The organism is Leucobacter denitrificans, from assembly GCF_014396385.1.
In the GTDB taxonomy this organism is placed as follows: domain Bacteria; phylum Actinomycetota; class Actinomycetes; order Actinomycetales; family Microbacteriaceae; genus Leucobacter; species Leucobacter denitrificans.
The window spans coordinates 317,090-341,069 of sequence record NZ_CP060716.1; the positions used below are offsets into that span (position 1 = coordinate 317,090).

Genomic DNA, 23,980 nt, shown 5'->3' on the forward strand with positions numbered 1-23,980 from the left:
CCGTACAAATAAGAATGGCCCCGCCGAAGCGGAGCCATTCTTAAAGCTAAAACTTAGATCGCAGCGACCTGCGCGGCAATCTTCGACTTGCGGTTTGCTGCCTGGTTCTTGTGGATGACGCCCTTCGACACAGCCTTGTCGAGCTTGCGGCTAGCAACCTTGAGGTTTGCCTCAGCTGCGGTCTTGTCGCCAGCAGCGATCGCCTCACGAGTCTTGCGAACGAGGGTGCGGAGTTCGCTCTTGTACGCCCGGTTACGCTCGGTAGCCTTAGCGTTGGTCTTGATGCGCTTGATCTGCGACTTAATATTTGCCACGTTGAATAGTGTCCTTTTGATACAGGTTGACGGGATGTTCCGTTCGGTGAGAGAGGGCACCTCGCGGGATGTGTGGTCTGAACCACACGCAAGCCAAGAATCAACTTTATCAGAAACTTGAGTAGCTCGCACGGCTGTTTCCCGCAAGCTCGTACAGCACATAGCGTGATCCACTCAATGAAAGCGGAATAACTTGGGCCGTGCTCATGGGATACTGGAGGGTAATGTCTCCACGCAGTGTAAACCCACCGAAACCGGCTTCGACCGATCCCGCGAAGATACGCAACTTCTGCATCATCGCGCACATCGACCACGGTAAGTCGACGCTTGCCGACCGTATGCTCCAGGTCACCGGCACGGTGGCCGACCGAGACATGCGAGCACAGTATCTCGACAATATGGAGATTGAGCGCGAACGCGGCATCACCATCAAGTCCCAAGCTGTACGCATGCATTGGCAGAGCGATGGAGCTGATTACGCGCTCAACATGATTGACACGCCGGGACACGTGGACTTCAGCTACGAGGTCTCTCGGTCGCTCGCTGCTTGCGAGGGCGCAATTCTTCTCGTAGATGCGGCTCAGGGAATCGAAGCTCAGACGCTTGCGAATCTGTACCTCGCGATGGAGAACGATCTCGAGATCATTCCGGTGCTGAACAAGATTGACCTGCCCGCGGCAGACCCTGAGAGGGTGTCTCGGGAGATCGCTGATCTGATTGGCGGAGACCCAGACGACATCCTTAAAGTCTCAGGCAAGACGGGCGCTGGGGTCGAAGAGCTCCTTGACCGTGTGGTTGCGCGCATTCCTGCTCCTGTCGGGGCCTCAGACGCACCGCCACGCGCAATGATCTTCGACTCTGTCTACGATCCGTACCGCGGGGTAGTCACCTACGTGCGAATGGTAGACGGCAAGCTCACGCCACGCGAGAGAATTCAGATGATGTCGACGGGTGCTGAGCACGAAGCACTTGAGATAGGCGTTTCGTCGCCGGGCCCGACACCGACTGAAGGTCTTGCTGTCGGTGAAGTTGGCTATCTGATTACCGGTGTGAAAGACGTGCGTCAGTCGAAGGTTGGCGACACCGTCACCACAAAACTTCGCGGTGCGACTGAGGCGCTTCCTGGCTACACCGATCCCAAACCGATGGTCTTCTCAGGTCTCTATCCGCTCGATGGTTCGGACTACCCAGTGCTCCGTGAAGCGCTCGACAAGCTCAAACTTTCTGACGCCGCGCTTCAATACGAACCTGAGACCTCGGTTGCGCTCGGCTTTGGTTTCCGCTGTGGATTCCTCGGCCTTTTGCACTTAGAAATTATTAGTGAGCGGCTGCGTCGTGAGTTCAACCTCGACCTCATTGCGACTGCGCCAAGTGTGATTTACGAAGTCGTGAAGGAGGACGGCACAGAAGTTGTGGTGACGAATCCTTCCGAGTATCCCGACGGTAAGATTGACGTCGTGCGCGAACCTATGGTTCGTGCTGCGATCCTTGCCCCGAAAGATTACGTCGGAACGATCATGGAACTGTGCCAGTCGCGTCGTGGTAGTTTGCTCGGAATGGAGTATCTCGGCGAGCGAGTCGAACTGCGATACAACATTCCGATGGGTGAAATCGTGTTCGACTTCTTTGATCATTTGAAGAGCCGCACGCAGGGATACGCAAGCCTCGACTATGAGGTGAGCGGGCAGCAAGAAGCCGACCTCGTGAAAGTCGACATCCTGCTCCAAGGCGATAAGGTCGACGCGTTTAGTGCGATCGTGCACCGAGACAATGCATATCACTACGGCACAATGATGACCGAACGACTGCGAAAGCTCATTCCTCGCCAGCAGTTCGAGGTGCCGATCCAGGCCGCAATTGGTGCGCGTGTGATTGCTCGCGAAACGATTCGAGCGATTCGTAAGGATGTGCTCGCAAAATGCTATGGCGGTGACATCAGTCGTAAGCGTAAGCTCCTTGAAAAGCAAAAAGAGGGCAAGAAGCGCATGAAGATGGTTGGCCGCGTCGAGGTGCCACAGGAAGCCTTTATCGCTGCGCTTTCGGGAGATGTTGAAGGGAAGGAAGCGTCGAAGAAATGAGTGCTGAGACCCCCGGGCCACGTCGGTCCAATTACTCCAGCATGCCCGTTGCCTACGCTGCAATCGGTGCATCTTCTGCGCCCGACCTGCTGAGATTTCCGCCTGCGGAGAGCACACCGTATGAAGAGACGCTGCAGCTCGGCAGTGGCACCGAACGATTTCTCACCGCCGCGAACCTGCTTATGACCTGGGGTGCTCAACGAGTTGCTGGCGTCGAGGTAGTCGATATCGATCCGGGTGAACCGAGTGAGTACCCGGGTGTGCACTTCACTGAGACTGGAACGCCAGAGCTTGGCGCGGCGCGCGAAGAGCTTTTCACTCCAGAGGGTGAGGCATATTTGCTTGCTGGCACCACTGCCTCATTCGTGGTTGGGAGCAAGGACCCTCGCCGGATTCTGGTGGTTACCACCGTAAATGAGTCCAATAGACTCGGGTTTGCTTGGGGCGATCGCGACGAAGTCGCGGGATACGGGGAGCAGCAGCTCACCGTTGAGATCCGTGAAGACAGCACAGTATGGGCAGTCGCTAGAGGGTTTACATTTCAGAGCAGTACCGGAATCACTGCTGGGCTAAAGCAGCGTGCCCACGTTAAAGAGGCCGTTGCCCAGGCACAGGCGTTCCTTCAGGCGCTCGCTCCGGGTGCCGCTCTTCGTAACGGTGTCGCGAAACCAGCGGATGAGCCGGACGAGAATGACCAGTCCGCAGACGACCAGCCGAGCGCGTAGACGTGCCAAGCGCACTTCCTGAAGGGGACCCTGCTCCGGCAGATGGCGCTCTGCCCTTGAGCGTGGTTTCTGGGGCAGGCCAACGGGGGTTCGGCGTATACGTGCACGTCCCATACTGTCGCGTGCGCTGTGGCTACTGCGACTTCAACACCTACACCGCGAGCGAACTGGGCGGCGGTGCGAGCCAGGCAGGGTACGCCAGGGAAGCGGCAGCGGAACTGAGTTTCGGGGCAAAGACGATGCGTGAAGTCGGCCTCCCCGAGCGCAAAGTCTCAACCGTGTTCTTTGGGGGAGGTACCCCTACACTTCTGCCAGCTACCGATTTGAGCTTTATTTTGGGCCGGATCAAAGAAGAGTGGGGGCTTGAGAATGACGCTGAGGTAACAACCGAGGCGAATCCAGACTCAGTTGACGAGGAGTACCTGCGCACACTCGCCGATGCAGGGTTTACTCGAGTGAGTTTTGGAATGCAGTCGGCTGTTCCTCACGTGCTTCGCGTGCTCGATCGAACGCACACTCCCGAACGGGTTCCACTCGTCGTCGAGTGGGCGCGAAATGTTGGCCTCCAGGTGAGCCTCGACCTCATTTACGGTACGCCGGGGGAATCGCTCGCCGACTGGGAACAATCGATCGACGCCGCGCTGGCGTGCGAGCCGGACCATATTTCTGCGTACGCGCTCATTGTCGAAAGTGGCACGAAGCTCGCGGCTCAGATACGCCGCGGTGAGATCGCGGAGCCAGACGACGATCTACACGCAGAGATGTATGAGCTCGCAGACCGTAAGTTCGGTGCTGCTGGGTTTGAGTGGTACGAGATTAGCAATTGGTCTCGGTCGCTGTCGACGAGGTCTCGGCACAACTTGGCGTATTGGACCGGCGAGGATTGGTGGGGTGCGGGCCCCGGCGCGCACAGCCACATTGGGGGCTTCGCTGGTGGAATGTAAAGCATCCTCGTGCGTACTCTGAGCGGATCGCCGCGGGCGTGTCTCCGGCGCATGCCCGAGAGGAGCTCAGCGAGTACGCACAGCACAGTGAACGAGTGCTGCTTGAGACTCGTATTGTTGACGGGCTAGCAATTGAGGTGCTCGATGATACCGAACGCGAGGCGGTACCCTCATTGATCGCTGACGGCCTCATTGATGGGCGTGCCGCGCTGGGGAGCAGCGGATCCACACCGCGTATCGTGCCCACGCTTCGCGGCAGGCTACTCGCCGACACGGTAATCAACAGAATCCTGCGTTAGACTGGCACTCATTGTGTTCGAGTGCCAATCGGGAGGTGCGTGATGGTTTCGGAGCGCAGTCTCGCGGTGCTCCATGCGATTGTGAGTGACTTTGTCGCCTCGAATGAGCCGGTCGGCTCTAAGTCGATTGTCGAGCGACACAGTTTTGGTGTCTCAGCGGCTACGATCCGCAACGATATGGCATTGCTCGAAGAAGACGACCTGATCGCGCAGACCCATACTTCGTCGGGCCGCGTGCCCACCGATAAGGGATACCGGCTCTACGTCGACACTCTTGCGCGCCTGCGCCCGCTTTCTTCTGCGCAACGCACCGCGATCGAGCGGTTCCTCGGCGAATCCAGCGATCTTGACGATGTGATGGCCAGAACAGTTCGCTTGCTGTCTCAGCTCACCAATCAGGTCGCTGTGGTGCAGTACCCCTCATTGCGTGGCACAGCGGTTCGACACATAGATCTCGTCACTCTCGGTGAAAATAGGGTGCTTTCTGTCTTGATTCTTGGCAATGGGGTGGTCGAACAGCAGGCCGCGACGCTCCCTGCCGCGCGGGTTACAGAGGCGTGGGTCAGTGGTCTTCGTGACAGAATCGCTGGTGCTGTAATTGGGCTCGATATTGACAGTGCGGATCGAGCAATTGCAGACCTCGCTGAAAGCCTGGATTCATGGGCGTCTGCCGAAGACACCAGTCTGATTTTGAGTGTTCTAGAGGTAGTGACGGGCCAGTTGCGGGCTAACCGCAGTGACCGCATGGCTGTAGCTGGCGCTGCAAATCTCACGAGACCGGGCGAATTCACGGGCTCTCTGCCCGCGGTGCTTGCGGCAATTGAAGAGCAGGTTACCCTTCTCAAACTGTTTGACGAGCTCGTTCAAGACGAACGTGAGATCGCGGCATCTATTGGCCGTGAGAATGAGGCGTATGGGCTTTCGAGCACCTCAATTCTCGCGACAAACTATGAAGAGCAGGGTTCGTCACGCGTCGGCGTGATCGGTCCGCTCCGAATGGACTACGCAGGGAATATCTCAACTGTCCGCGCAGTTGCGAGATACCTCAGCAAACTTTTGGGCGAGACTGGTTAAGACCGGTGTTTCGATCCACAACCCACTGAAATTTACTGAAATACCTAGGAGTACCACCGTGGCAGATCACTACGAGACGCTCGGCGTTTCACGCGAAGCGAGCCTCGAAGAGATCAAGAAGTCGTATCGCAAGCTCGCGAGGCAACTGCACCCAGATGTGAACCCGAGCGAAGAGGCCGCAGAGCGATTCAAAGACGTGACGCATGCCTACGATGTGCTTAGCGACCCAGAACAGCGGCAGCGCTATGACATGGGCGGCGGGCAAGCCGGCGGCATGGGTGGCTTCGGCGACATCTTCGAGACATTCTTTGGTGGTGGCGGCTTCGGTGGCGCATCACGGGGACCAAGGTCGCGGCACGAGCGTGGCGAAGACGCTCTCATCCGAGTGGATGTGAAGCTCGAAGAAGTGGTCTTCGGAGTGCAGCGCGAGGTCTCCATCAATACTGCGGTTCTGTGCGGTACTTGCGAGGGGAGCGGCTGCCAGCCCGGCACGCACCCCGTGAACTGTGACGTGTGCCGTGGCCAGGGTCAGGTGCAGCGGGAGGTTCGCTCGCTGTTCGGCAATGTCGTTACGATGCACCCGTGCGGCAGCTGCCAAGGCTACGGCTCGGTCATCGAGACTCCTTGCACGCAGTGCGCGGGCAAGGGTCGTGTGCGTGAGCGGCGCAGCCTGAAGGTGGATATTCCTTCGGGCATCGATACCGGTACCCGCATGCAGATGCGCGGAGGCGGCGAAGTTGGGCCGTTTGGTGGGCCCAATGGCGACCTGTTCATTGAGTTCCGCGTTGAGCACGATGACACCTTCAGTAGAGACGGTAATGACCTCCTCAGCACAATTAAGGTATCGATGACCGATGCGATACTCGGTACCGAAGTCGAGCTTGATTCGCTCGACGGCAAGGTTTCCGTTGAGATTCCGGCAGGCACACAGCCGGGCGACCTCATTTCGATCAAAGGCCGCGGCATTCAGGGGCTTCGCACGAACACCCGAGGCGACCTGAAAATCGCGATGCAGGTAGTCACACCTACCAAGCTCTCTGGCAAGGAGCGCGCGCTCATTGAGCAACTGGCACAGCTTCGCTCAGATGACGCGCCTCACTTCGGTGAATTCAAGCAGAGCTTCTTCGGCAAGCTCCGTGATCGTTTCTTCGGATAGCCAATGGCAAATATGTACCTCGATGAGTCGCTCGTCGGGGCCGCTGTGGGCGACGAGATCACCGTCACCGGAGATGAAGGTCGACACGCTGTTCGCGTGAGTCGGCTGCGAGTGGGGGAGCAGACGCTCATTGGCAATGGTCATGGGCTGATGGTCACTGGCGGCGTGAGCCAGATCGATCGCGACCGGTTCACGGTGCGCGTTGAGGCAGTGAGAAATACAACGAAACCCACTCCGGGTGTGTATCTCGTGCAAGCTCTCGCGAAGGGTGACCGCGACGATCGCGCAATAGAGCAAGCAACCGAATTCGGTGTCGATGGCGTCATTCCCTGGCAATCAGATCGCTCGGTATCTCGCTGGGAAGGCGAGAAGGCGGCCAAAGGAGTGGCGAAGTGGTCTCGAATTGCCCGTGAAGCATCCAAACAATCAATGCGAGGGTGGATCCCAGAGGTTCGTGAACTCACCACGCTTGATGAGCTCTGCTTGCTGGCACAACATGCTCACCTCCTCGTCCTCCACCCGCGCGGTGAGCGCCGATTGAGCGAGTGGGCCCGCGAACTGCATCTGGAACAAGATATCTACCTGGTCGTTGGGCCAGAGGGCGGTCTCAGCGACCGAGAGCTCGAGAAACTCGCGGAGGCCGGTGCACACACACTTCTGCTCGGTGAAACTGTGCTGCGCACGTCCTCGGCCGGTCCCGCAGCACTTGCCGTACTCAATACCCAGCTTGGTCGCTGGTAGGTAGACTGAGTGCATGGCTGAAGAGACCGTGTTTAGCAAGATCGTGTCGGGCGAGATCCCAGTAGAAAAGCTCGCTGAAACCGAGCGCGTTATTGCGTTCCCAGACATCAACCCGCAAGCACCCGTGCATGTGCTCGTTGTTCCGAAGACTTCGGAGTACCAAAATGTGACTGAGCTCGCTGCTGGAGACCCGAGCCTGCTCGCAGAGATGGTTGAGGTTGCGAAAGGCATCGCTGCTGAGCACGCAAACGGTGAATTTAGGCTTATTTTCAATAATGGTGCAAGTGCTGGACAGACTATTTTCCACGTCCACGCGCACGTAATCGCAAACCTTGAGGAGCGGTCACTTCTTGGATTCTGAACCGGGCAAATCCTCTACTTCACCAGAGGCTGAGCTACAGCGAACTGTGACACTCAGCGGAGTTGAGTTGTCTTCCTTTTTAGGGCATCGTGAGCAGTTGCTTACTGAGCTTGAAGCCGCTCATCCCGGGGTGAGTTTTCTTGTGCGCGGCGAGGTGCTCACCATCAGAGGTGAGGTACATGCAGTACGCGCCGCTGAAGAGGTCGTTCGCGAAACCCTTGAGCTTGCCCGTCGCAGCGGCTCAGTCTCAGAAACCGATGTTCGTTCAATCTCTCGTATGGTTCGCGAAGGTAATGGCCCCAGAGCTGCGGTGACCTTGAGCGAGCCAATTCTGACGGTTCGTGGAAGTGCTGTGAGACCGCAGACTCAGGGCCAACGAGATTATGTTGACGCGATTGAACAAAACACGGTGGTGTTTGGAATCGGGCCCGCTGGCACAGGTAAGACTTATTTGGCGATGGCAAAAGCGGTGCAGGCACTGCAGCGCCGAGAGGTATCGAAGATCGTGCTCACTAGGCCCGCTGTTGAGGCTGGCGAACGACTTGGGTATCTTCCTGGCAGCCTCGAAGAGAAGATCGATCCTTACTTGAGGCCCCTCTTTGATGCTGTTGGGTCGATGATGGATCAAGATCTGGTTCCTCGACTCTTAGCGAACGGCACGATCGAGGTTGCTCCGCTTGCCTACATGCGCGGGCGAACGCTCAATGAGGCATTCATTGTGCTCGACGAGGCGCAGAATACGACCCCTGAGCAGATGAAGATGTTCCTCACCAGACTCGGGTACGGGTCGAAGATGGTCGTCACGGGTGACCTCACACAGGTTGATCTGCCGTCGAAGCTCAGCGGTCTGCGCGTGGTGAGCCGAATCCTGAGGAATGTCGAGGACATCCATTTTCAAGAGCTCACTGCTGATGACATCGTGAGACACAGCCTTGTCGGTCGCATCGTCGATGCCTATGCGGCATTTGACGAAGAACAACACAGAGAAAGACTGAGCGATGAGCGTAGAGATTAATAACGAGTCAGGAATCGCAGTAGATGAGGCTCGACTGCAGCGCCTCGCAAGCTTTGTGCTTGAGTCGATGTTCGTTCACGCAGACACAGAGCTGAGTCTCATGTTCGTTGACGAAGCGGCGATCGAGCAGTTGCATGTGCAGTGGATGGATGAGCCGGGTGCAACCGATGTGCTGAGCTTTCCAATGGACGAGCTACGACCTGGTCGTCCCGATGCGAAGACCCCTGCCGGTTTGCTCGGAGACATCGTGGTGTGCCCCCAGGTTGCTGAATACCAAGCAGAAGCTGCGGGGCACAGCCTTGAACAGGAGATCACGGTGCTCGTGGTTCACGGCATGCTCCACCTGTTGGGATTTGACCATGGCACACCTGATGAAGAGGCAGAGATGTTTGGGTTGCAGCGCGATCTTGTGCTCGCATTCAGTACTCGAGAACGGACGAAGTAGGTGGGCAGTCAACCTGACGGACCTGGGCAACCACTCATTGTCCGCGTGGCGACCTCTGTGCGCCGTATCGCAGATCGGGTGGCCCTCGGTAGGGGGCAAGTGAGAGACGAGCAGCAGTTGCTCGATGTGGTGGATCAGGCTGCAGAACTCGCACTGCTCGAAGAAGATGACCGTGACTATATTCACTCGATTGTTGAGTTTGGCGACAAGTTCGCACGTGAGGTGATGGTGCCTCGCACTGACATGGTGACGGTTAACTCCGATGTTTCCGTGAGAGAAGCGCTTGAGGTGCTCCTAAATTCACGACATTCGCGCGTACCAGTAATTGGTGAAGATGCTGATGAGGTGCTTGGCGTTGTGTACTTGCGTGATGCGAGCAGCTTCGTTTTGAGGCGATCGAACGAGGCAGACGAGTCCACGGTGACGCGCATCATGAAGCCGGCCATGTTCGTGCCCGAGGTGCAACGCGCCGATCGTTTGCTGCGTCAAATGCAGCAGGAATCGAACCACCTGGCACTCGTTGTCGACGAATACGGCGGAACTTCCGGCCTCGTGACGCTCGAAGACCTTATTGAAGAGGTCCTTGGCGACATCAGCGATGAACACGACCGCGAGACGAGCGACGTCATTCGTGAAGCAGATGACGTCTATCTTGTCAGCGCGCGGCTATCCATTGATGACCTCGGTGAATTATTCGACGTTGATCTCGATGACGAAGAGGTCGACACTGTCGGTGGCCTCTTTGCAAAATGGTTAGGGCGGCTCCCCGAGGTCGGTGACGTGGTTACGGGTGAGGGGATAGGCCTCGAGGCGGTTGAAATTGAGCGTCGGAGGCAGCGTCTCATCTCGGCTCGAGCGCGGCGAGTGGATCCGCTCACTGGTGAAATTAGGTTACCGATGTTGGGAGATGAAGAGTGAACGAAACAGCACCTGAATTTCGTGCGGGATTCGTCTCGTTCGTCGGGCGACCAAACGTGGGAAAGTCGACGCTCACGAATGCTCTAGTTGGCGAGAAAATCGCAATCACGAGCCCGAAACCACAAACTACACGGCGTGCGATTCGCGGCATCGCGCACCGGCCAAGCGGCCAATTAATCATTGTCGACACCCCGGGAATTCATCGGCCACGAACGTTGCTTGGGGAGCGGCTGAATGCGCTCGTAGAGGCGACGCTCGGCGACGTAGACGTGATCGGGTTTTGTGTCCCAGCAAATGAAAAGCTCGGACCGGGTGACCGATTCATCAATGACCGTCTCGATGATTTTCCGCGAGCGAAGAAAGTCGCGATTCTCACGAAGGTCGACGAATCATCCAAATCTGAGATCTTCGAGCAATTGACGCGACTCAGCACGCTTCGCGAGTGGGACGCGGTAGTGCCGGTCTCATCTGTTACTCGTGAGCAGCTCGACGTGTTGAGCGACGAGTTGTTGAATCTTATGCCTGTGTCACCGCCGCTCTATGAGCCAGCAACAATCACAGATGAGGGTGACGACGAGCGCATCGCTGAACTCATTCGCGAGGCAGCCCTTCGTGAGGCTCGAGAGGAATTGCCGCACTCGCTCGCTGCTACCGTCGACGATCGTGAGGAACGAGAGCCCGAAGGCGAAGGTGAACTCGGACTCCTGGAGATCTACGCGTCGCTGTACGTCGAGCGTGATAGCCAGAAGGGAATTGTGATCGGCAAAGGCGGGTCGCGTTTACGTCAAATTGGCGAAGACGCGAGGAAGGAAATCGAAGCTCTTCTGGGGCGCCGCGTCTACCTCTCGCTCCGAGTGAAAGTGCTCAAAGAGTGGCAACGCGATCCCAAATCGCTCGGCAAACTCGGCTTCTAGCGTCCGCCCGAGAATCCGCCGCCTCCGCCACCACCAGCGAATCCACCCCCGGTTGACCCACCGGCGCTGCTCGAGGTGTAACTCGCCGAGGAGTTCAGTGAACTCGTGAACTGGGAGAGCGTCGACGGTAGAGCCGCGATGCCGCTCGCTGCTAATCCTGGGTACCAGTACGGTACATAATTTGGATCTGTGGCTTGGTAAGTCGTCTTCAGAACTTCGGTCCACTCTTTTTCCAAGCCGAAGAGCATGGCATAGGGCAGTAGTTTCTCGTACAGGTGGATCACGTTCACAGATCCATCACTTCTGCGCTCGGCTCCACTGTAGGACTGCAACATTTGAATTCGATCCGCCTCTGCGACACGAATGAACATGCGCACACCTTCAAGATACTCGCGAGTCTCTGCGCCTAACCTGGTGTGGGCCCTGTGCCTGACGAGGGAAATAATTGCGCATATCGCGATGACAATGCAGGCAAGCAGGCAGAGAGCAGGAATCTCTGGGTTTCGAAGCGCGAGCCCGATGAAAGCGAAAGCCGCGAGTAGGGCAGCGATTCCGAGCGACACCCAGGCAAGTACACGCGCCGCAGGTACAGCGATTTGTTCGATGTAGCCTCGCTCCGAAGCAGCTGACTTTCCTTCGGCCTCGAGTTCACTCATCGAGCTTGCGAACGCTTCGTCTTCGCTGGGAAGTTCCACTGCGTCTCCCGGGTCAGCTCCTGGAATGAGCGTCTCGAGGGCGGACTTATCGAGTGGATCAGCAACTTTTGACGTGTCTACCGCACGTACTACCGGCCCAGATGCACCGTCTTCTAGGCGGATCGCACCACCTACCGCGAGGTGAACGATCTGAGCCGCAATGGTCGATCCACGTGTACCTGTAGCGATGTGGGCAGCAAGTAGCGGCGGGAGTGAAGTGGGGACATCATATTGAGCGATGATCGTACCGCGCGCAGTTTTGCGCTTTCGTTTCGTCTGCCCGAGCACGATGACACTCGCAAGCCCTGTTGAGAGCCCGGCCCCACCAATAATGAGTGGCACGACGTCAAGGGTGAAGTTTGGAAGTCGCTGCGATGGCTGGACAACTGTGCCTGACTCTAGTCCGATCGCAACAGTTACCCCTTCTTGTGGCTCGAGGGGCACAGTAGAAATTGTCAGCGGATCGGCTTCTGAGCCGCTGCCCGATAGGGAACACTCTTCTGTGCTCTGCGCTTGACCGATGTAGCAGCGAGCGTCTGAATTGAGAGAGTCAGCGAGCTCTGGGCCAAAACTGATTTCTGCGCTGAACTCCTTGACCGGCTGGAGATGTTCGAAATCCATGAGGTCCCAGTAGAACTCGTCTGCGGTTCCGTCCTCGCGTGCCAGTATGACGTCGCTCAGCGTATAACTGATCACAAAAACCTGAAGCCCATGCAAGTATGAGTCGTCACCCACTAAGACCGCTCGGAATCCATCCTCGTCTTCTATTTCGAAAGGAACGGGTTCGCCAGCGCCGTTCGTGACAGTGAAGTCATGCGGGTTGGTAGAAGCACCCTCATAGTCGATCGGCAAACCGCGCACTATGCCGCGATTCTGGTCAAAGTCAGGAAATCTGGGAGTGACTGTCTCTGTCACATGTGCGATTGCCCGGCCATTGATGTCAGCGTCAATGTTGTACTCGACATGCCAGCTGTCGTAACTGAAGTCACTAGTGTCTGCTTGTGCCGGTGCCGCAGTGAACAACGTCATTGAACCCAGCATCAATGCCGCACACCCGAACAGTCCTCGCAACAGGAGTTTTCGCATATGCACCAGGCTACGCTAAACTTATCGCATGCTGTTCGGCTCGCTTCTCCTTAGCTGCCGCGACGAGTCCTCGACTTTCTGTTCATAAGTCTCTGGCCTCACTCGTCGCGGTGTTTGTGTTTGGCTGAGCAAAGTATCGAAGACGAAAGACGAGTCAATGAAGAACACGCAGCAGCCCTCAGGGATGCCAGTACACCGTTACCGCCCGTACAACGAGGTCTTCAAAGTAGATCTCCCAGACCGCACCTGGCCAACAAAGACAATCACTGAAGCGCCACGCTGGTGTGCGGTTGACCTTCGTGATGGCAACCAGGCGCTAATTGATCCAATGAGCCCAGAGCGCAAGCGCGTCATGTTCGACTTGCTCGTCAACATGGGTTACAAGGAGATCGAAGTCGGGTTTCCCTCGGCCAGCCAAACCGATTTTGACTTTGTGCGTCAGCTCATTGAAGAGAACGCGATTCCCGATGATGTGACAATCCAAGTGCTGACGCAGGCGCGTGAGCACCTCATCAAACGCACCTATGAATCGCTCATTGGCGCGAAGCAGGCGATCGTTCACCTATATAACTCCACGAGCATTTTGCAGCGCGACGTTGTCTTTAATTCAGATCAAGAAGGCATTAAGCAAATCGCGCTTGAGGGCGCGCGCTTGTGCAAGGCGAGTGAGAGCATTTGTGAAGGCACCGAGATTTACTATGAGTACTCACCCGAGTCCTACACGGGCACGGAGCTCGAGTATGCGGTAGAGGTCTCCAACGCGGTGCTCGAAATTTTCGAGCCCACCCCGGAGCGTAAGGTCATCATCAACCTCCCGGCGACTGTCGAGATGGCAACACCGAACGTCTACGCTGACTCGATTGAATGGATGAGTCGGAATCTGAACCACCGCGAGAACGTCATCCTGTCGCTGCACCCGCACAATGACCGCGGAACCGCAGTCGCTGCTGCTGAGCTCGGCTACATGGCTGGCGCCGACCGTATTGAAGGCTGCCTGTTCGGCAACGGTGAGCGCACTGGCAACGTTGATCTTGTTGCGCTTGGCATCAACATGTTCACTCAGGGTATCGATCCACAGATCGACTTCTCGCGTCTTGACGAGGTACGTCGAACCGCCGAGTACTGTAACCAGCTTCGTGTGCCCGAGCGCAGCCCCTGGGCGGGAGACCTGGTCTACACTGCTTTCTCCGGTTCTCACCAAGATGCGATCAAGAAGGGCTTTGAGCGCATGAAGTCCGACGCAGATGCTGCCGGCGTATCGGTCGATGAGATCGAGTGGGCCGTGCCTTATCTCCCTGTGGATCCAAAGGATCTGGGGCGCTCGTACGAGGCAGTTATCCGGGTGAATTCGCAATCCGGTAAGGGTGGTGTCGCGTACCTGCTGAAGACCGATCACTCTCTCGATTTGCCGCGTCGACTGCAGATTGAGTTCAGCTCCGTAGTTCAGGGTCACACTGATTCTGAAGGCGGCGAGGTGTCGAGCGAGGAGATCTGGAGCATCTTCCAAGACGAATACTTGCCAACAACCGACGACTCAGGCGCCGAAAAGTGGGGTCGCTACGAGATCTTCCGCACGTCGACAGTCAGCGCAGGAGATGGTGTGACAGAGCTCACCGTGGATTTCCGCGATGGCGACGACGAGCGACAGACTGTAGCAACGGGGAATGGTCCCGTGGACGCCTTCCTCAATGCTCTAAATGATTCTGGCCACAATGTAACGCTTTTTGACTATGTCGAACACGCGATGAGCACTGGCGGAGACGCTGTGGCAGCAGCCTATGTCGACCTCGAGGTCGACGGGCAGCGCCTCTGGGGTGTCGGAATCGATCCCGATACAAGCCGTGCGACGCTCAAAGCAATCGTGTCATCGGTAAATAGGTCAGTGCGTAGCGGCGTGCGCGAAGACGCGACGGTATAAATTCGCACATTTGTTCGAATGGGCGGAGTGGCGCGGCGGTGAAATTTACCGCCGCGCCATAGTCTTTAGGTGTGATTGCTTCGATACGCGGTGAGGTCTTGTCCTCGGGTGCAGGTTGGGTCGTCATTGGCGTAGGCGGGTTCGGTGTTCGTGTCGAAGTCCCGAGCGGGAGAGTGTCTCAGGCGGTCACAGGGGAGTACGTCGAACTGCACACATCTCTGGTTGTGCGTGAAGATTCGCTCACGCTATTTGGCTTTGAATCTGAGCAGGAACTGACGGTATTTGGGCATCTCATTGCAGTATCCGGTGTGGGTCCCAGGAGTGCCTTAGGGGTGCTTTCTGAGTTGTCGCCGTCAGAAATTGTTCGCGCTGTGGCTTCAGAAGACGACAAGTCTTTCCGCAAAGTTTCCGGGATTGGCCCGAAAACGGCAAAGTTGCTTACCGTCTCACTTGCAGGCAAGCTGAGTGGTCTTGTGATTGAGCCTGCCGAAACAGAGACGGCCGCGGTGTCAGACAGCGACCAGGTAGTCAGTGCCGTTACCGCGGGGCTTCAGGGGCTTGGATGGTCGGAGAATGAAGCGCACCAGGCGGTACTCGACGCTCGTGATGCGGGGGCCGCGCTCGAAGATGCGGCGTTGCTTCGCGCGGCACTTACGCTCTTACAGCGGGGTAGGCGATGACCGGAGAGCTTTCAGCGCAAGTTGCTCCTGCTGAACTGGGGTACGAGGGGGCCCTGCGCCCTGCAACTCTTGCCGAATTTGTTGGGCAAGAGAAGGTGCGCGAGCAGATGGGATTGCTGCTCGGTGCCGCTCAGATTGAGGGGCGCACACCAGACCACATTCTGCTTGCCGGCCCTCCTGGCCTCGGCAAGACTACGCTGTCCATGATCGTTGCGGCGGAACTCGGTGTACCGATTCAGCAGACTTCGGGTCCGGCGATCCAGCACGCCGGCGATCTTGCCGCAGTGCTCTCCTCGCTTGTGCCCGGCGAGGTGCTATTCATTGATGAGATACACCGGATGGCGCGAAGTGCCGAGGAGATGTTGTATCTCGCAATGGAAGACTTCAAGGTCGACATCATGGTGGGAAAGGGAGCAGGTGCTACGTCAGTTCCGCTCGAGCTTTCACCCTTCACGCTTGTTGGCGCCACAACGCGAGCTGGTCTCCTTCCAAACCCGCTGCGAGATCGTTTCGGGTTCACGGCGCACCTTGAGTATTACGCAAATGCTGAGCTCGAGGGGGTCTTGAGACGTGCCGCTGGCCTCCTCGACTTTCCACTCGAACAGGCTGGGATCGCAGAGATAGCCGGGCGATCGCGTGGCACTCCCAGAATTGCGAACAGATTACTTCGACGTGTTCGTGATTACACCCTTGTGCACAACACCGCACCAGATGCTGAGTCAGTTAATGCTGCTCTTTCGCTTTATGACGTAGACGAGCACGGTCTCGATCGTTTGGATCGCGAGGTGCTTCGCATCATTGTTGATCGGTTTGCAGGTGGTCCAGTCGGGCTTTCAACGCTTGCCGCATCGGTAGGTGAGGAGGCCGAAACAATCGAGGCAGTTGTTGAACCGTTTCTCATGCGCGCGGGCCTGATTGCAAGGTCACCGAGAGGCCGGATCGCAACATCACTTGGGTGGTCCCACCTGGGTCGTACTCCACCTCCCATGTAGTGTGTAGTTCTCGCAGGAAACCCCGCTAGACTTGTGCGGTCCGTGCGTGCACTGATGCGCGCCCTACTCTCCTTGAAAGGATCAAGAACCTATGGATCCGATGACACTCATAATGCTCGGCCTCATCGCCCTGCTGATTTTCTTCATGTTCCGCAACGGACGTAAGCGCCGTGCTCAGATGGAGGAGATGCAGAACAACATGTTGCCGGGCGCTGAGGTCATGCTTCAGTCGGGTATCTTCGCAACGATTGAGTCGATTGACGAAGAAGCAAACCGGGTCACCGTCTCAAGCGGATCGAGCACGCTCGTTGTTCACCGCAACGCGATTGGGCAGGTTGTTACTCCTGTAGACGCATCAGTTGAGGACACTGAGCAGTCAGCAGCACTCGCGCCAGATGATGATCCAGAATTCGGTGAGCGCATGAATGTCGCTGATCCCACTATTGAAGATGTTGTCACTGACGGGGGAATAGAGGTTAATGATGCTTCTGACGACACTCCTTCAAATCCACAGGGGAATTCCGACGACAAGAACTCCGACAAGGAGTAGTGCTGAGTAACAGTTCAAACTGTTGCTGACTTTGAGAAAGCGAGACTGCTGTCTTGGCCAAAAAAACCGCATCACCGGCGGTACGTAGCGCACGACGATCGCTCGTAATACTGCTGGTATTTACCGTTGGGCTCATGGGACTCATCACGCTTGGTGTGTTCCGAAGCGACGCGACTTGGACCCCGAAACTAGCGCTTGACCTGCAGGGTGGCACCCAGATTCTGCTAGCCGCCAACCAGCACGACGGCAAAGCGGTCACAGGCGAACAGCTAGACCAGGCAGTCTCGATTCTCCGACAGCGTGTGAATGCCTCTGGCGTTTCCGAAGCAGAGATCACCACGCAAGGCAGCAACCACATCTCCGTGGCAATTCCCGGCAAAGTAGATGATGCGACGCTTCAGCGAATTGAGGCATCTGCAGCACTCGATTTCCGTGGCGTATTTGCGGAGACGATTTCAGGCAATTCAGGCGCAGGTGCTGAGGCTGATGCAGAAGCAGATGCCAGCGCTGAGGCTGATGCCTCCAGTGAATCTGACGCAACGGGGTCAGAGTCTGCTGATGGTGAACCACCAGTCACGGGCGATGAGGGTGACGAGGCGGCACCTGAGGATGAAGCTGCGGCGGATCAAACAGACAACGGAGGTCTCTATCCTGATCCAATTCCTACGGATCCCGCTGATCCGGCATGGCTCACTGACGCACTTCTCGCTGAGTACGAGTCTTTCACCTGCGATTCTGACGCCGCGCTTGATGTTACGAATGCTGCGGCAGATCGCCCCCTGATTACCTGTGATGACCTTGGGCTTTACAAGTACATTTTGGGTCCAGTTGAGCTCACCGGTGATGTAATCACGGACGCGGTTGCTCAGCAGCGACAGATTTCTACGGGTGGCACCACGGGTGAATGGGAAGTCGCCATCACCATGAACAAAGAAGGCGCGACAGCATTCGGCAAGGTGAGCAACCGTCTTTACGGTCAGCAGCAACCGTTGAACCAGTTTGCATTCGTGCTTGATGGCAAAGTCCTCTCGGCGCCAACCATGAACGCGCAGATTCTTGACGGTAGGCCAGCGATTTCTGGCAACTTCACGAAGGAATCTTCGCAGGTGCTCGCGGATCAACTGAAGTTTGGCGCACTGCCGATTGGCTTTACCGTGCAGAGCCAGGAAGATATTTCTGCCACCCTCGGTAGCAACCAGCTCTCTGCAGGCCTTCTTGCAGGACTCCTCGGTCTTGCACTCGTCGTCATATATTCCCTTTTCCAGTACCGCCTACTCGGAACATTGACGATCGCGTCACTCGCGATTGCGGCGCTACTTACCTATCTACTGCTCACCTACTTCTCCTGGCGACAGGGGTACAGGCTGTCTCTTGCTGGCGTCGCGGGTATTATCGTCGCGATTGGCTTCACTGCTGACTCCTTTATCGTCTACTTCGAGCGCATCCGTGATGCTCTCCGTGATGGTTTTGGTATTGAAAGTGCTGTCGAGAATGGCTGGAAGCGAGCGATTCGAACCGTGCTTGCGTCAGATGGTGTGAACTTTCTGGCGGCGGCAGTGCTATTTGTTCTTGCGGTCGGTAACGTCAAGGGTTTTGCGTTCACACTTGGCCTCACAACAATCGTTGACGTCATCGTTGTTGCATTCTTCACGCACCCGATGATGGCACTGCTCGCTCGCACGAAGTTCTACAGCGGTGGCCACAAGTTCTCAGGTCTTGATCCACGCCAACTCGGCGCGGTTTACAGAGGTCGTGCGCAGTTCGCCGAACCAATTGCTTCGACGAAGCGCGCATCGAAGAAGGTCGCGCGCAGTCGAAACGAAGCTGAGCGCAGGCAGACTATCGCGGAGCGCAAAGCAGCCGAAGCGCTGAGCGCAGGAAAGGAGAACTAGCATGGCTCGTTCATTCTCCGAATTCGGCAATGCGCTCTACACCGGTGAGAAGTCCATCGGCTTCGTTGGCCGTCGTAAGCTTTGGTACACCATCTCGGTTGTGATCATTCTCATCGCAATTGTTGGCCCCTTCCTTCGGGGCGGCTTCCAGTTTGGTATTGAATTTACTGGGGGCAGCCAGTTCCAAGTTCACGTGGCGAGCGATACCGAGCGCGACCCCGATCTTGCTGAACAGGCTGTCGCGACCGTGCTGCCGAATAGTGTTCCGCGAGTTTCGGTTCTCGGTCAGAACGAAGTGCGAGTACAAACTGAGGCTCTTGACGATGCACAGAACCGCGCGGTCACGGACGCACTCGCTGCTGCCTACGGAGTTGATCCGGCGGAGGTAACGTACTCCTTCATCGGGCCGGCCTGGGGGCAAGACATTACTCGACAGGCTTTTGTTGCCCTGATCGTTTTCATACTGCTCTCGGCGCTCGTAATGGCACTGTACTTCAGGACATGGAAGATGTCTGTGGCGGCGCTTATCGCCTTGTTCCACGACCTGATTATTACTGCGGGAATTTACGGCATTGCAGGGTTCGAAGTGACCCCAGCTGCAATGATTGGGTTCCTTACGATTCTGGGTTACTCGCTGTATGACACCGTGGTGGTGTTCGACAAGATTCGTGAAAATACCATGCCGAGCGAGATGAGCGATCGTCGCACGTTTGCTGAAGCGGTGAACCTGGCGGTGAACCAGACACTTGTGCGTTCGATTAACACCTCTGTTGTCGCACTACTGCCAGTTGCCTCGATTCTGTTCGTAGGTGCAGGGCTCCTGGGCGCGGGAACGCTCCGTGATATTTCTTTGGCGCTCTTCATCGGTATTCTCGCCGGCGCGTATTCGACGATCTTCGTTGCTGCTCCGGCGTATGCTCATCTCCGCGAAGGAGAGAAGACGCTTGTCGAGCACGACAAGAAGGTTTTGCGGCTTCGCGGGAAGGACTCAGACGAAGTGGGCCTCGTTACTGCTTCGACTGAAGAGAAGTAGCGCAGAGGTCATTTCGAGGAATGTGCGGTCTCTGGTGTAGCGTTCTATCAACCAAGGAGGCGGCTCGTGGCGAATTCTGATACGACACACGCGACAACTTCGTCGCTGCGCCGCTTGGTGCCGCGCATTTTCTCGCGCGGTGTCACTCACGGCGCAGTCGACGAGGTAATTCGCACAGTGCGAGGCAACCACCCCCGTGCTGATCTGTCGATAATTCAGCGAGCATACGAGACTGCGGAACGCGCGCACAGAGGCCAAAAGCGCAAGTCGGGTGAACCCTACATCACCCATCCCGTTGCGGTCTCCCAAATCCTTGCAGATCTTGGGCTAGCACCAGTGGCTATAGCGGCCTCGCTGCTCCATGACACGGTGGAAGACACTGACTACTCGCTTGACGAGCTCACAAAAGAGTTCGGCGAAGAAGTGGCTATGCTTGTTGACGGGGTTACCAAGCTCGACAAGGTGAAGTACGGAGACTCCGCCCAAGCGGAGACCGTGCGAAAGATGGTCGTTGCAATGTCGAAAGACATTCGAGTGCTGGTGATCAAACTCGCAGACCGCTTGCATAACGCGAGGACTTGGGGCTTTGTCTCTGGTGAGTCGGCAAAACGCAAAGCACAGGAAACGCTCGAGATCTATGCTCCTCTCGCACACCGCCTCGGAATTCAGTCGATAAAGACTGAGCTCGAGGATTTGTCCTTCGCTGTTATGAAGCCGAAGCTTTACGCAGAAATTGACAATCTCGTTAAGCAGCGAAATCCGCAACGCGACGAACTCGTCGGGCGCGTAATAGGCGCGATTGAGGGCGACCTTCGAGAGGCGCGAATCAAGGGTGAGGTAACGGGCCGCCCGAAGGAGCTCTATTCGATCTATCAAAAGATGATCGTTCGCGGACGCGACTTTGACGAGATTTATGACCTTGTTGGCATCAGGGTGCTTACCCACTCGATTCGTGACTGCTACGCGGTTCTGGGGGCCGTGCACGCACGATGGACTCCGATCCCCGGGCGCTTCAAAGACTACATAGCCACACCAAAATTCAATCTCTATCAGTCGCTGCACACCACAGTCATCGGACCTGATGGTAGGGCGGTAGAGATTCAGATCCGCACTGTTGAGATGCATCAACGCGCAGAGTACGGTGTTGCCGCGCACTGGAAGTACAAGCAACGCCAGCAGGGGAACGAAGCTCAGACTTCTTCGAACGACATGGCCTGGTTGGCTCACATCTCAGATTGGCAGGCCGAGACTGAGGACCCGAGTGAGTTCCTTGACGCGCTTCGGTTTGAGATTGGTGCAAAAGAGGTTTACGTCTTTACGCCGAAGGGTCGGGTAATTGGGCTGCCGGCTGGCGGAACAACGGTTGACTTTGCCTATGCCGTGCACACCGAGGTGGGTCACCGCACAATGGGTGCGCGCGTGAACGGGCGGCTAGTGCCGCTCGAGACCGCGCTGCAGAACGGCGATGTCGTTGAGGTCTTTACTTCGAAGGATCAGAATGCCGGACCGAACAAGGCCTGGCTCAATTTTGTGAAGAGCAAGCGTGCTCAAAATAAGATCCGGCAGTGGTTTACCAAGGAGCGACGCGAAGAAGCCGCTGAGACCGGTAAACAGGAGCTCATGAAGACGCTCCGGAAGCAGAACTTGCCGATGCATCGGGTATTGAGTTCAGAGGCTTTGCAACAGGTCGCTCAGCAATTAAATCTCACCGATGTTGCGGCGCTGTATGCCGCGATCGGTGAGGGCAATACCTCGGCGCAATCAGTCGTTGAGAAAGTCTCTGCGCTTGTCATTGATGAACAGGTTTCGACAGAGTCGGCACCGCTGGCATTGCCACTGCATGAAACTCCTCGAGCACGTAGCTCGAATGTTTCATCGAGTGGTGTCATAGTCAAAGGGGCGAGCGATGTTCTTGCGAAGCTTGCGAAGTGTTGTACGCCGGTTCCGGGCGATGAAATTCGTGGATTTGTCACAAAGGGCCAGGGCGTTTCCGTGCATAGAAGCGACTGCAAAAATTTCAAGAGCTTGCAGTCGCAACAGGATCGGATAGTTGACGTAGAATGGGCACCGAACTCAAAGAGTGTGTTCCTCGTGCAGATCCAGGTCGAGGCACTTGATCGGTCAGCATTGCTCTCAGACGTCACTCGCACGCTCTCGGAACACCATGTCAATATACTTTCTGCGTCGGTGAATACCTCGAGCTCCCGATTGGCAATTAGCCGTTTTCTCTTTGAGATGGCAAACGCAACCCACCTTGACCATGTGCTGAGTGCGGTCCGCCGTATCGAGGGTGTGTATGACGTCTACCGCATCACTAATTGACGCCCAAAGCATTCGTCCAGTCGGTGCCAGACTCGAGCTCGATCCGGGCTGTTTGACTGAGAAGCCCGCTCCAAGGCGGCTTCGTGGGGATTGGGTACGGTTCTCAGCAACAGTCGACAAGCGACCTTTCTCTCGAACGAAAATGGCTGGGGGCTCCGCAGTAGGTCGTACGCCGTGCGAAGTGGCGTAGTGACCGCGTAGTCGCCAAAGAGCGAGAAATCCCCTGCCTCAAATGCATACTCGCGGTACTGCAGATTTCTAATTCCTGGAAGTGCAGGGGTGCGCCCACGCCGTGTTGAGATTTCAATAGGCGATCCTGGGAGTCTGATTGCCCCCCAAATCCACGCAGCTGTCTCATTGATTGCAACATACCGATCACCAAGATAGTCAGCAATTGCAACGCATCGGACTGCAGGGGACTCTGGCCACCCCACCGGTCTGTATCCCGGACCACACCGCACCAAAGTGCCGTGAAGTATCGATGCAGATTTCACGGCCTCTGGCCAGTGATCTGTGCGAGGTGGAAGTTTCGGAGTCATGCACTAAGCCTCAGCGAATTGAATGATTATTTCCAGTTCGCTGAGGCTTAGTGTGGATAACTAGTCTCCGAGTGCCGCGAGCCACGACTTCTGCGTCGCAAGCTTCTCTTCGGCTGCGGTGCGAGCCTTTGAATCCTTTGCGGCCTCGATCTCTGACTCGAGTTCAGCGATGGAGGCCTCGAGCTGACCACGAAGACCTTCGCTTCGCGCCTTGGTCTCAGGATTCGACTTGCGCCAGTGCTCATCTTCGAGGGACTTCACGTGGTCTTCAACGCGTCGGAGCTTGCCCTCGATGTCTCGAAGAGCCTCTCGTGGGACCCGTCCGACCTCGTCCCACCGCAACTGTATTGCAGTCAGCTGCTTTCGTGCGGCGCTTGGGTCAGTGAGCTCGAGTATCGGTTGTGCATCATCAATGATCGCCTGCTTCGCGACCAGGTTGGCGGCGTACTCTTCGTTCGTTTGTGCGGTTTCAGCAGCCTTCGCCTGGTAGAGCACGTCACCAGCGGCTTTGAAGCGGGCCCACAATTGATCGTCGAGTTTGCGACTTGCTCGCCCCGCTTGCTTCCACTCGTCGAGCAGATTCCGATAGGCAGGTATTCCATCCACACCCTTGTTAGCGAGTGCTTCAGCAGATGCAATGATCTTCTCTTTGCGTGACTTTACATCTTTGTTGTTCGCGTCCATTTGTGAAAAATGAGAGCGTCGAGCTGTGTCAAAGGACTGGCGAGCAGCGCGGAATCGTTTCCACAATGCGTCAGCCTGCGATTTGGGGAGGTGCGGGCCACTGCGCTGAGCTGCTTGCCAGTCGGTAAACAGTTGCTCAAACGCAGTGCTTGTCTCTTTCCACCGTACAGATTGCTCTGGTTGACCGGCGAGCCTCTCAGCCTCAGCGACAATCGATTCGCGCTTCGCTACCGCTTCTTCGCGAGCGGCATCGCGCTCTTGCTGTTGCTTCTCACCGAAAGCTGCAGCCTTCTCGGTGAGCTTGGTAACACGACTTCTTAGCGAATCGATGTCACCAACTGCTGCGGGTTCGACGAGCTGCTCCTGCAGCTTTGCTACGGTGCTGGCGACCGACGCGTCGGCGGTTCCGCGATTGATTCGGGCTTCGAGCAGCGTGATCTGACCTTCCAAGTCAGAGAACTTGCGCTCGAAGTAGGCGAGAGCCTCTTCTGGCGTCCCATCTGGAAACGATCCAACCGCACGTTCACTGTCGCCCTCTCGGACGTACACCGTACGATCTTCATCGACCCTGCCCCAGGGCGTCTCATTTGTCGCTTCACTCACCG

20 protein-coding genes and 1 pseudogene are annotated in these 23,980 nt (G+C 56.7%); 18 read left to right on the plus strand and 3 right to left on the minus strand.

Annotation, left to right across the window (positions count from 1 at the left end; translation table 11 throughout):
* Nucleotides 1–53: 53 nt before the first annotated feature.
* The gene (gene rpsT / locus H9L06_RS01545; protein ID WP_187555555.1) at nt 54–314 is read right to left on the minus strand and encodes a 30S ribosomal protein S20; all 261 of its coding nucleotides are present in this window, start codon (nt 312–314) and stop codon (nt 54–56) included.
* 224 nt (nt 315–538) lie between these two features.
* Here rpsT and lepA point away from each other — a divergent pair, with 224 nt between their 5' ends.
* The 11 genes and pseudogenes from lepA to era all read left to right on the plus strand — a co-directional run bounded on the left by lepA (nt 539) and on the right by era (nt 10,984).
* Complete coding sequence (lepA, locus tag H9L06_RS01550) at nt 539–2,392, plus strand: translation elongation factor 4 (protein WP_187555556.1); 1,854 nt, start codon at nt 539–541, stop codon at nt 2,390–2,392.
* Nucleotides 2,389–3,117, plus strand: coding sequence for a DUF1990 family protein (locus tag H9L06_RS01555; RefSeq protein ID WP_187555557.1), 729 nt, complete (start codon nt 2,389–2,391; stop codon nt 3,115–3,117). The genes lepA and H9L06_RS01555 overlap by 4 nt, the downstream gene beginning before the upstream one ends.
* Nucleotides 3,118–3,119: 2 nt before the next feature.
* Nucleotides 3,120–4,360: pseudogene (gene hemW, locus H9L06_RS01560) on the plus strand (radical SAM family heme chaperone HemW).
* Between the two features lie 42 nt (nt 4,361–4,402).
* Nucleotides 4,403–5,434, plus strand: a complete 1,032-nt coding sequence (gene hrcA, locus H9L06_RS01565) for a heat-inducible transcriptional repressor HrcA (protein WP_187555558.1) — start codon at nt 4,403–4,405, stop codon at nt 5,432–5,434.
* 58 nt (nt 5,435–5,492) lie between these two features.
* On the plus strand, nt 5,493–6,590 hold the full coding sequence (gene dnaJ, locus H9L06_RS01570) for a molecular chaperone DnaJ (protein WP_187555559.1): 1,098 nt from the start codon (nt 5,493–5,495) through the stop codon (nt 6,588–6,590).
* A gap of 3 nt (nt 6,591–6,593) precedes the next feature.
* On the plus strand, nt 6,594–7,331 hold the full coding sequence (locus tag H9L06_RS01575) for a 16S rRNA (uracil(1498)-N(3))-methyltransferase (RefSeq protein WP_187555560.1): 738 nt from the start codon (nt 6,594–6,596) through the stop codon (nt 7,329–7,331).
* Between the two features lie 13 nt (nt 7,332–7,344).
* Nucleotides 7,345–7,692 (plus strand): HIT domain-containing protein, encoded by a 348-nt coding sequence (locus H9L06_RS01580; RefSeq protein ID WP_187555561.1) that lies wholly within the window; start codon nt 7,345–7,347, stop codon nt 7,690–7,692.
* A complete protein-coding gene (locus H9L06_RS01585; RefSeq protein ID WP_187555562.1) occupies nt 7,682–8,707 on the plus strand; it encodes a PhoH family protein in 1,026 nt (341 codons plus the stop codon). The genes H9L06_RS01580 and H9L06_RS01585 overlap by 11 nt, the downstream gene beginning before the upstream one ends.
* Nucleotides 8,691–9,152, plus strand: a complete 462-nt coding sequence (gene ybeY, locus H9L06_RS01590; protein ID WP_187555563.1) for an rRNA maturation RNase YbeY — start codon at nt 8,691–8,693, stop codon at nt 9,150–9,152. The genes H9L06_RS01585 and ybeY overlap by 17 nt, the downstream gene beginning before the upstream one ends.
* A gap of 99 nt (nt 9,153–9,251) precedes the next feature.
* Entirely contained in the window at nt 9,252–10,070 is an 819-nt protein-coding gene (locus tag H9L06_RS01595) for a hemolysin family protein (RefSeq protein WP_246454438.1), read from the plus strand.
* Nucleotides 10,067–10,984: a GTPase Era gene (gene era / locus H9L06_RS01600; RefSeq protein ID WP_187555565.1), complete on the plus strand. Its 918-nt coding sequence runs from the start codon at nt 10,067–10,069 to the stop codon at nt 10,982–10,984. The genes H9L06_RS01595 and era overlap by 4 nt, the downstream gene beginning before the upstream one ends.
* Here era and H9L06_RS01605 read toward each other — a convergent pair.
* Nucleotides 10,981–12,708 carry a DUF2207 domain-containing protein gene (locus H9L06_RS01605; RefSeq protein WP_246454439.1) on the minus strand — a complete coding sequence of 576 codons (1,728 nt, stop codon included), beginning with the start codon at nt 12,706–12,708 and terminating at the stop codon, nt 10,981–10,983. The two genes, era and H9L06_RS01605, sit on opposite strands and share 4 nt — an antisense overlap.
* Nucleotides 12,709–12,922: 214 nt before the next feature.
* On the opposite strand from H9L06_RS01605, the gene leuA reads away from it, so the two are divergent.
* The 7 genes from leuA (at nt 12,923) to H9L06_RS01640 (ending at nt 22,152) form a co-directional block, all read left to right on the plus strand.
* Nucleotides 12,923–14,683 (plus strand): 2-isopropylmalate synthase, encoded by a 1,761-nt coding sequence (gene leuA / locus H9L06_RS01610; RefSeq protein ID WP_187555566.1) that lies wholly within the window; start codon nt 12,923–12,925, stop codon nt 14,681–14,683.
* Between the two features lie 71 nt (nt 14,684–14,754).
* A complete protein-coding gene (gene ruvA, locus H9L06_RS01615; protein WP_187555567.1) occupies nt 14,755–15,363 on the plus strand; it encodes a Holliday junction branch migration protein RuvA in 609 nt (202 codons plus the stop codon).
* The gene (gene ruvB / locus H9L06_RS01620) at nt 15,360–16,355 is read left to right on the plus strand and encodes a Holliday junction branch migration DNA helicase RuvB (protein ID WP_187555568.1); all 996 of its coding nucleotides are present in this window, start codon (nt 15,360–15,362) and stop codon (nt 16,353–16,355) included. The genes ruvA and ruvB overlap by 4 nt, the downstream gene beginning before the upstream one ends.
* Nucleotides 16,356–16,446: 91 nt before the next feature.
* Complete coding sequence (gene yajC, locus H9L06_RS01625; RefSeq protein WP_187555569.1) at nt 16,447–16,905, plus strand: preprotein translocase subunit YajC; 459 nt, start codon at nt 16,447–16,449, stop codon at nt 16,903–16,905.
* 134 nt (nt 16,906–17,039) lie between these two features.
* A complete protein-coding gene (gene secD, locus H9L06_RS01630) occupies nt 17,040–18,797 on the plus strand; it encodes a protein translocase subunit SecD (protein WP_187556283.1) in 1,758 nt (585 codons plus the stop codon).
* 1 nt (nt 18,798) lies between these two features.
* Complete coding sequence (gene secF / locus H9L06_RS01635) at nt 18,799–19,830, plus strand: protein translocase subunit SecF (RefSeq protein ID WP_187555570.1); 1,032 nt, start codon at nt 18,799–18,801, stop codon at nt 19,828–19,830.
* Nucleotides 19,831–19,896: 66 nt separating this feature from the next.
* On the plus strand, nt 19,897–22,152 hold the full coding sequence (locus H9L06_RS01640) for a RelA/SpoT family protein (protein WP_281381659.1): 2,256 nt from the start codon (nt 19,897–19,899) through the stop codon (nt 22,150–22,152).
* Nucleotides 22,153–22,751: 599 nt separating this feature from the next.
* Here H9L06_RS01640 and H9L06_RS01645 read toward each other — a convergent pair.
* Nucleotides 22,752–23,978, minus strand: coding sequence for a DUF349 domain-containing protein (locus tag H9L06_RS01645; RefSeq protein WP_187555571.1), 1,227 nt, complete (start codon nt 23,976–23,978; stop codon nt 22,752–22,754).
* Between the last annotated feature and the right edge of the window lie 2 nt (nt 23,979–23,980).

Bases quoted from the DNA above. Each gene is read 5' to 3' on its own strand.
- leuA (WP_187555566.1), top strand. From the start codon at position 12,923: ATGAAGAACACGCAGCAGCCCTCAGGGATGCCAGTACACCGTTACCGC.
- ybeY (WP_187555563.1), top strand. From the start codon at position 8,691: ATGAGCGTAGAGATTAATAACGAGTCAGGAATCGCAGTAGATGAGGCT.
- secF (WP_187555570.1), top strand. From the start codon at position 18,799: ATGGCTCGTTCATTCTCCGAATTCGGCAATGCGCTCTACACCGGTGAG.
- H9L06_RS01605 (WP_246454439.1), bottom strand. From the start codon at position 12,708: ATGACGTTGTTCACTGCGGCACCGGCACAAGCAGACACTAGTGACTTC.
- H9L06_RS01575 (WP_187555560.1), top strand. From the start codon at position 6,594: ATGGCAAATATGTACCTCGATGAGTCGCTCGTCGGGGCCGCTGTGGGC.
- secD (WP_187556283.1), top strand. From the start codon at position 17,040: ATGGGACTCATCACGCTTGGTGTGTTCCGAAGCGACGCGACTTGGACC.
- hrcA (WP_187555558.1), top strand. From the start codon at position 4,403: ATGGTTTCGGAGCGCAGTCTCGCGGTGCTCCATGCGATTGTGAGTGAC.
- lepA (WP_187555556.1), top strand. From the start codon at position 539: ATGTCTCCACGCAGTGTAAACCCACCGAAACCGGCTTCGACCGATCCC.
- ruvB (WP_187555568.1), top strand. From the start codon at position 15,360: ATGACCGGAGAGCTTTCAGCGCAAGTTGCTCCTGCTGAACTGGGGTAC.
- H9L06_RS01555 (WP_187555557.1), top strand. From the start codon at position 2,389: ATGAGTGCTGAGACCCCCGGGCCACGTCGGTCCAATTACTCCAGCATG.
- H9L06_RS01580 (WP_187555561.1), top strand. From the start codon at position 7,345: ATGGCTGAAGAGACCGTGTTTAGCAAGATCGTGTCGGGCGAGATCCCA.
- yajC (WP_187555569.1), top strand. From the start codon at position 16,447: ATGGATCCGATGACACTCATAATGCTCGGCCTCATCGCCCTGCTGATT.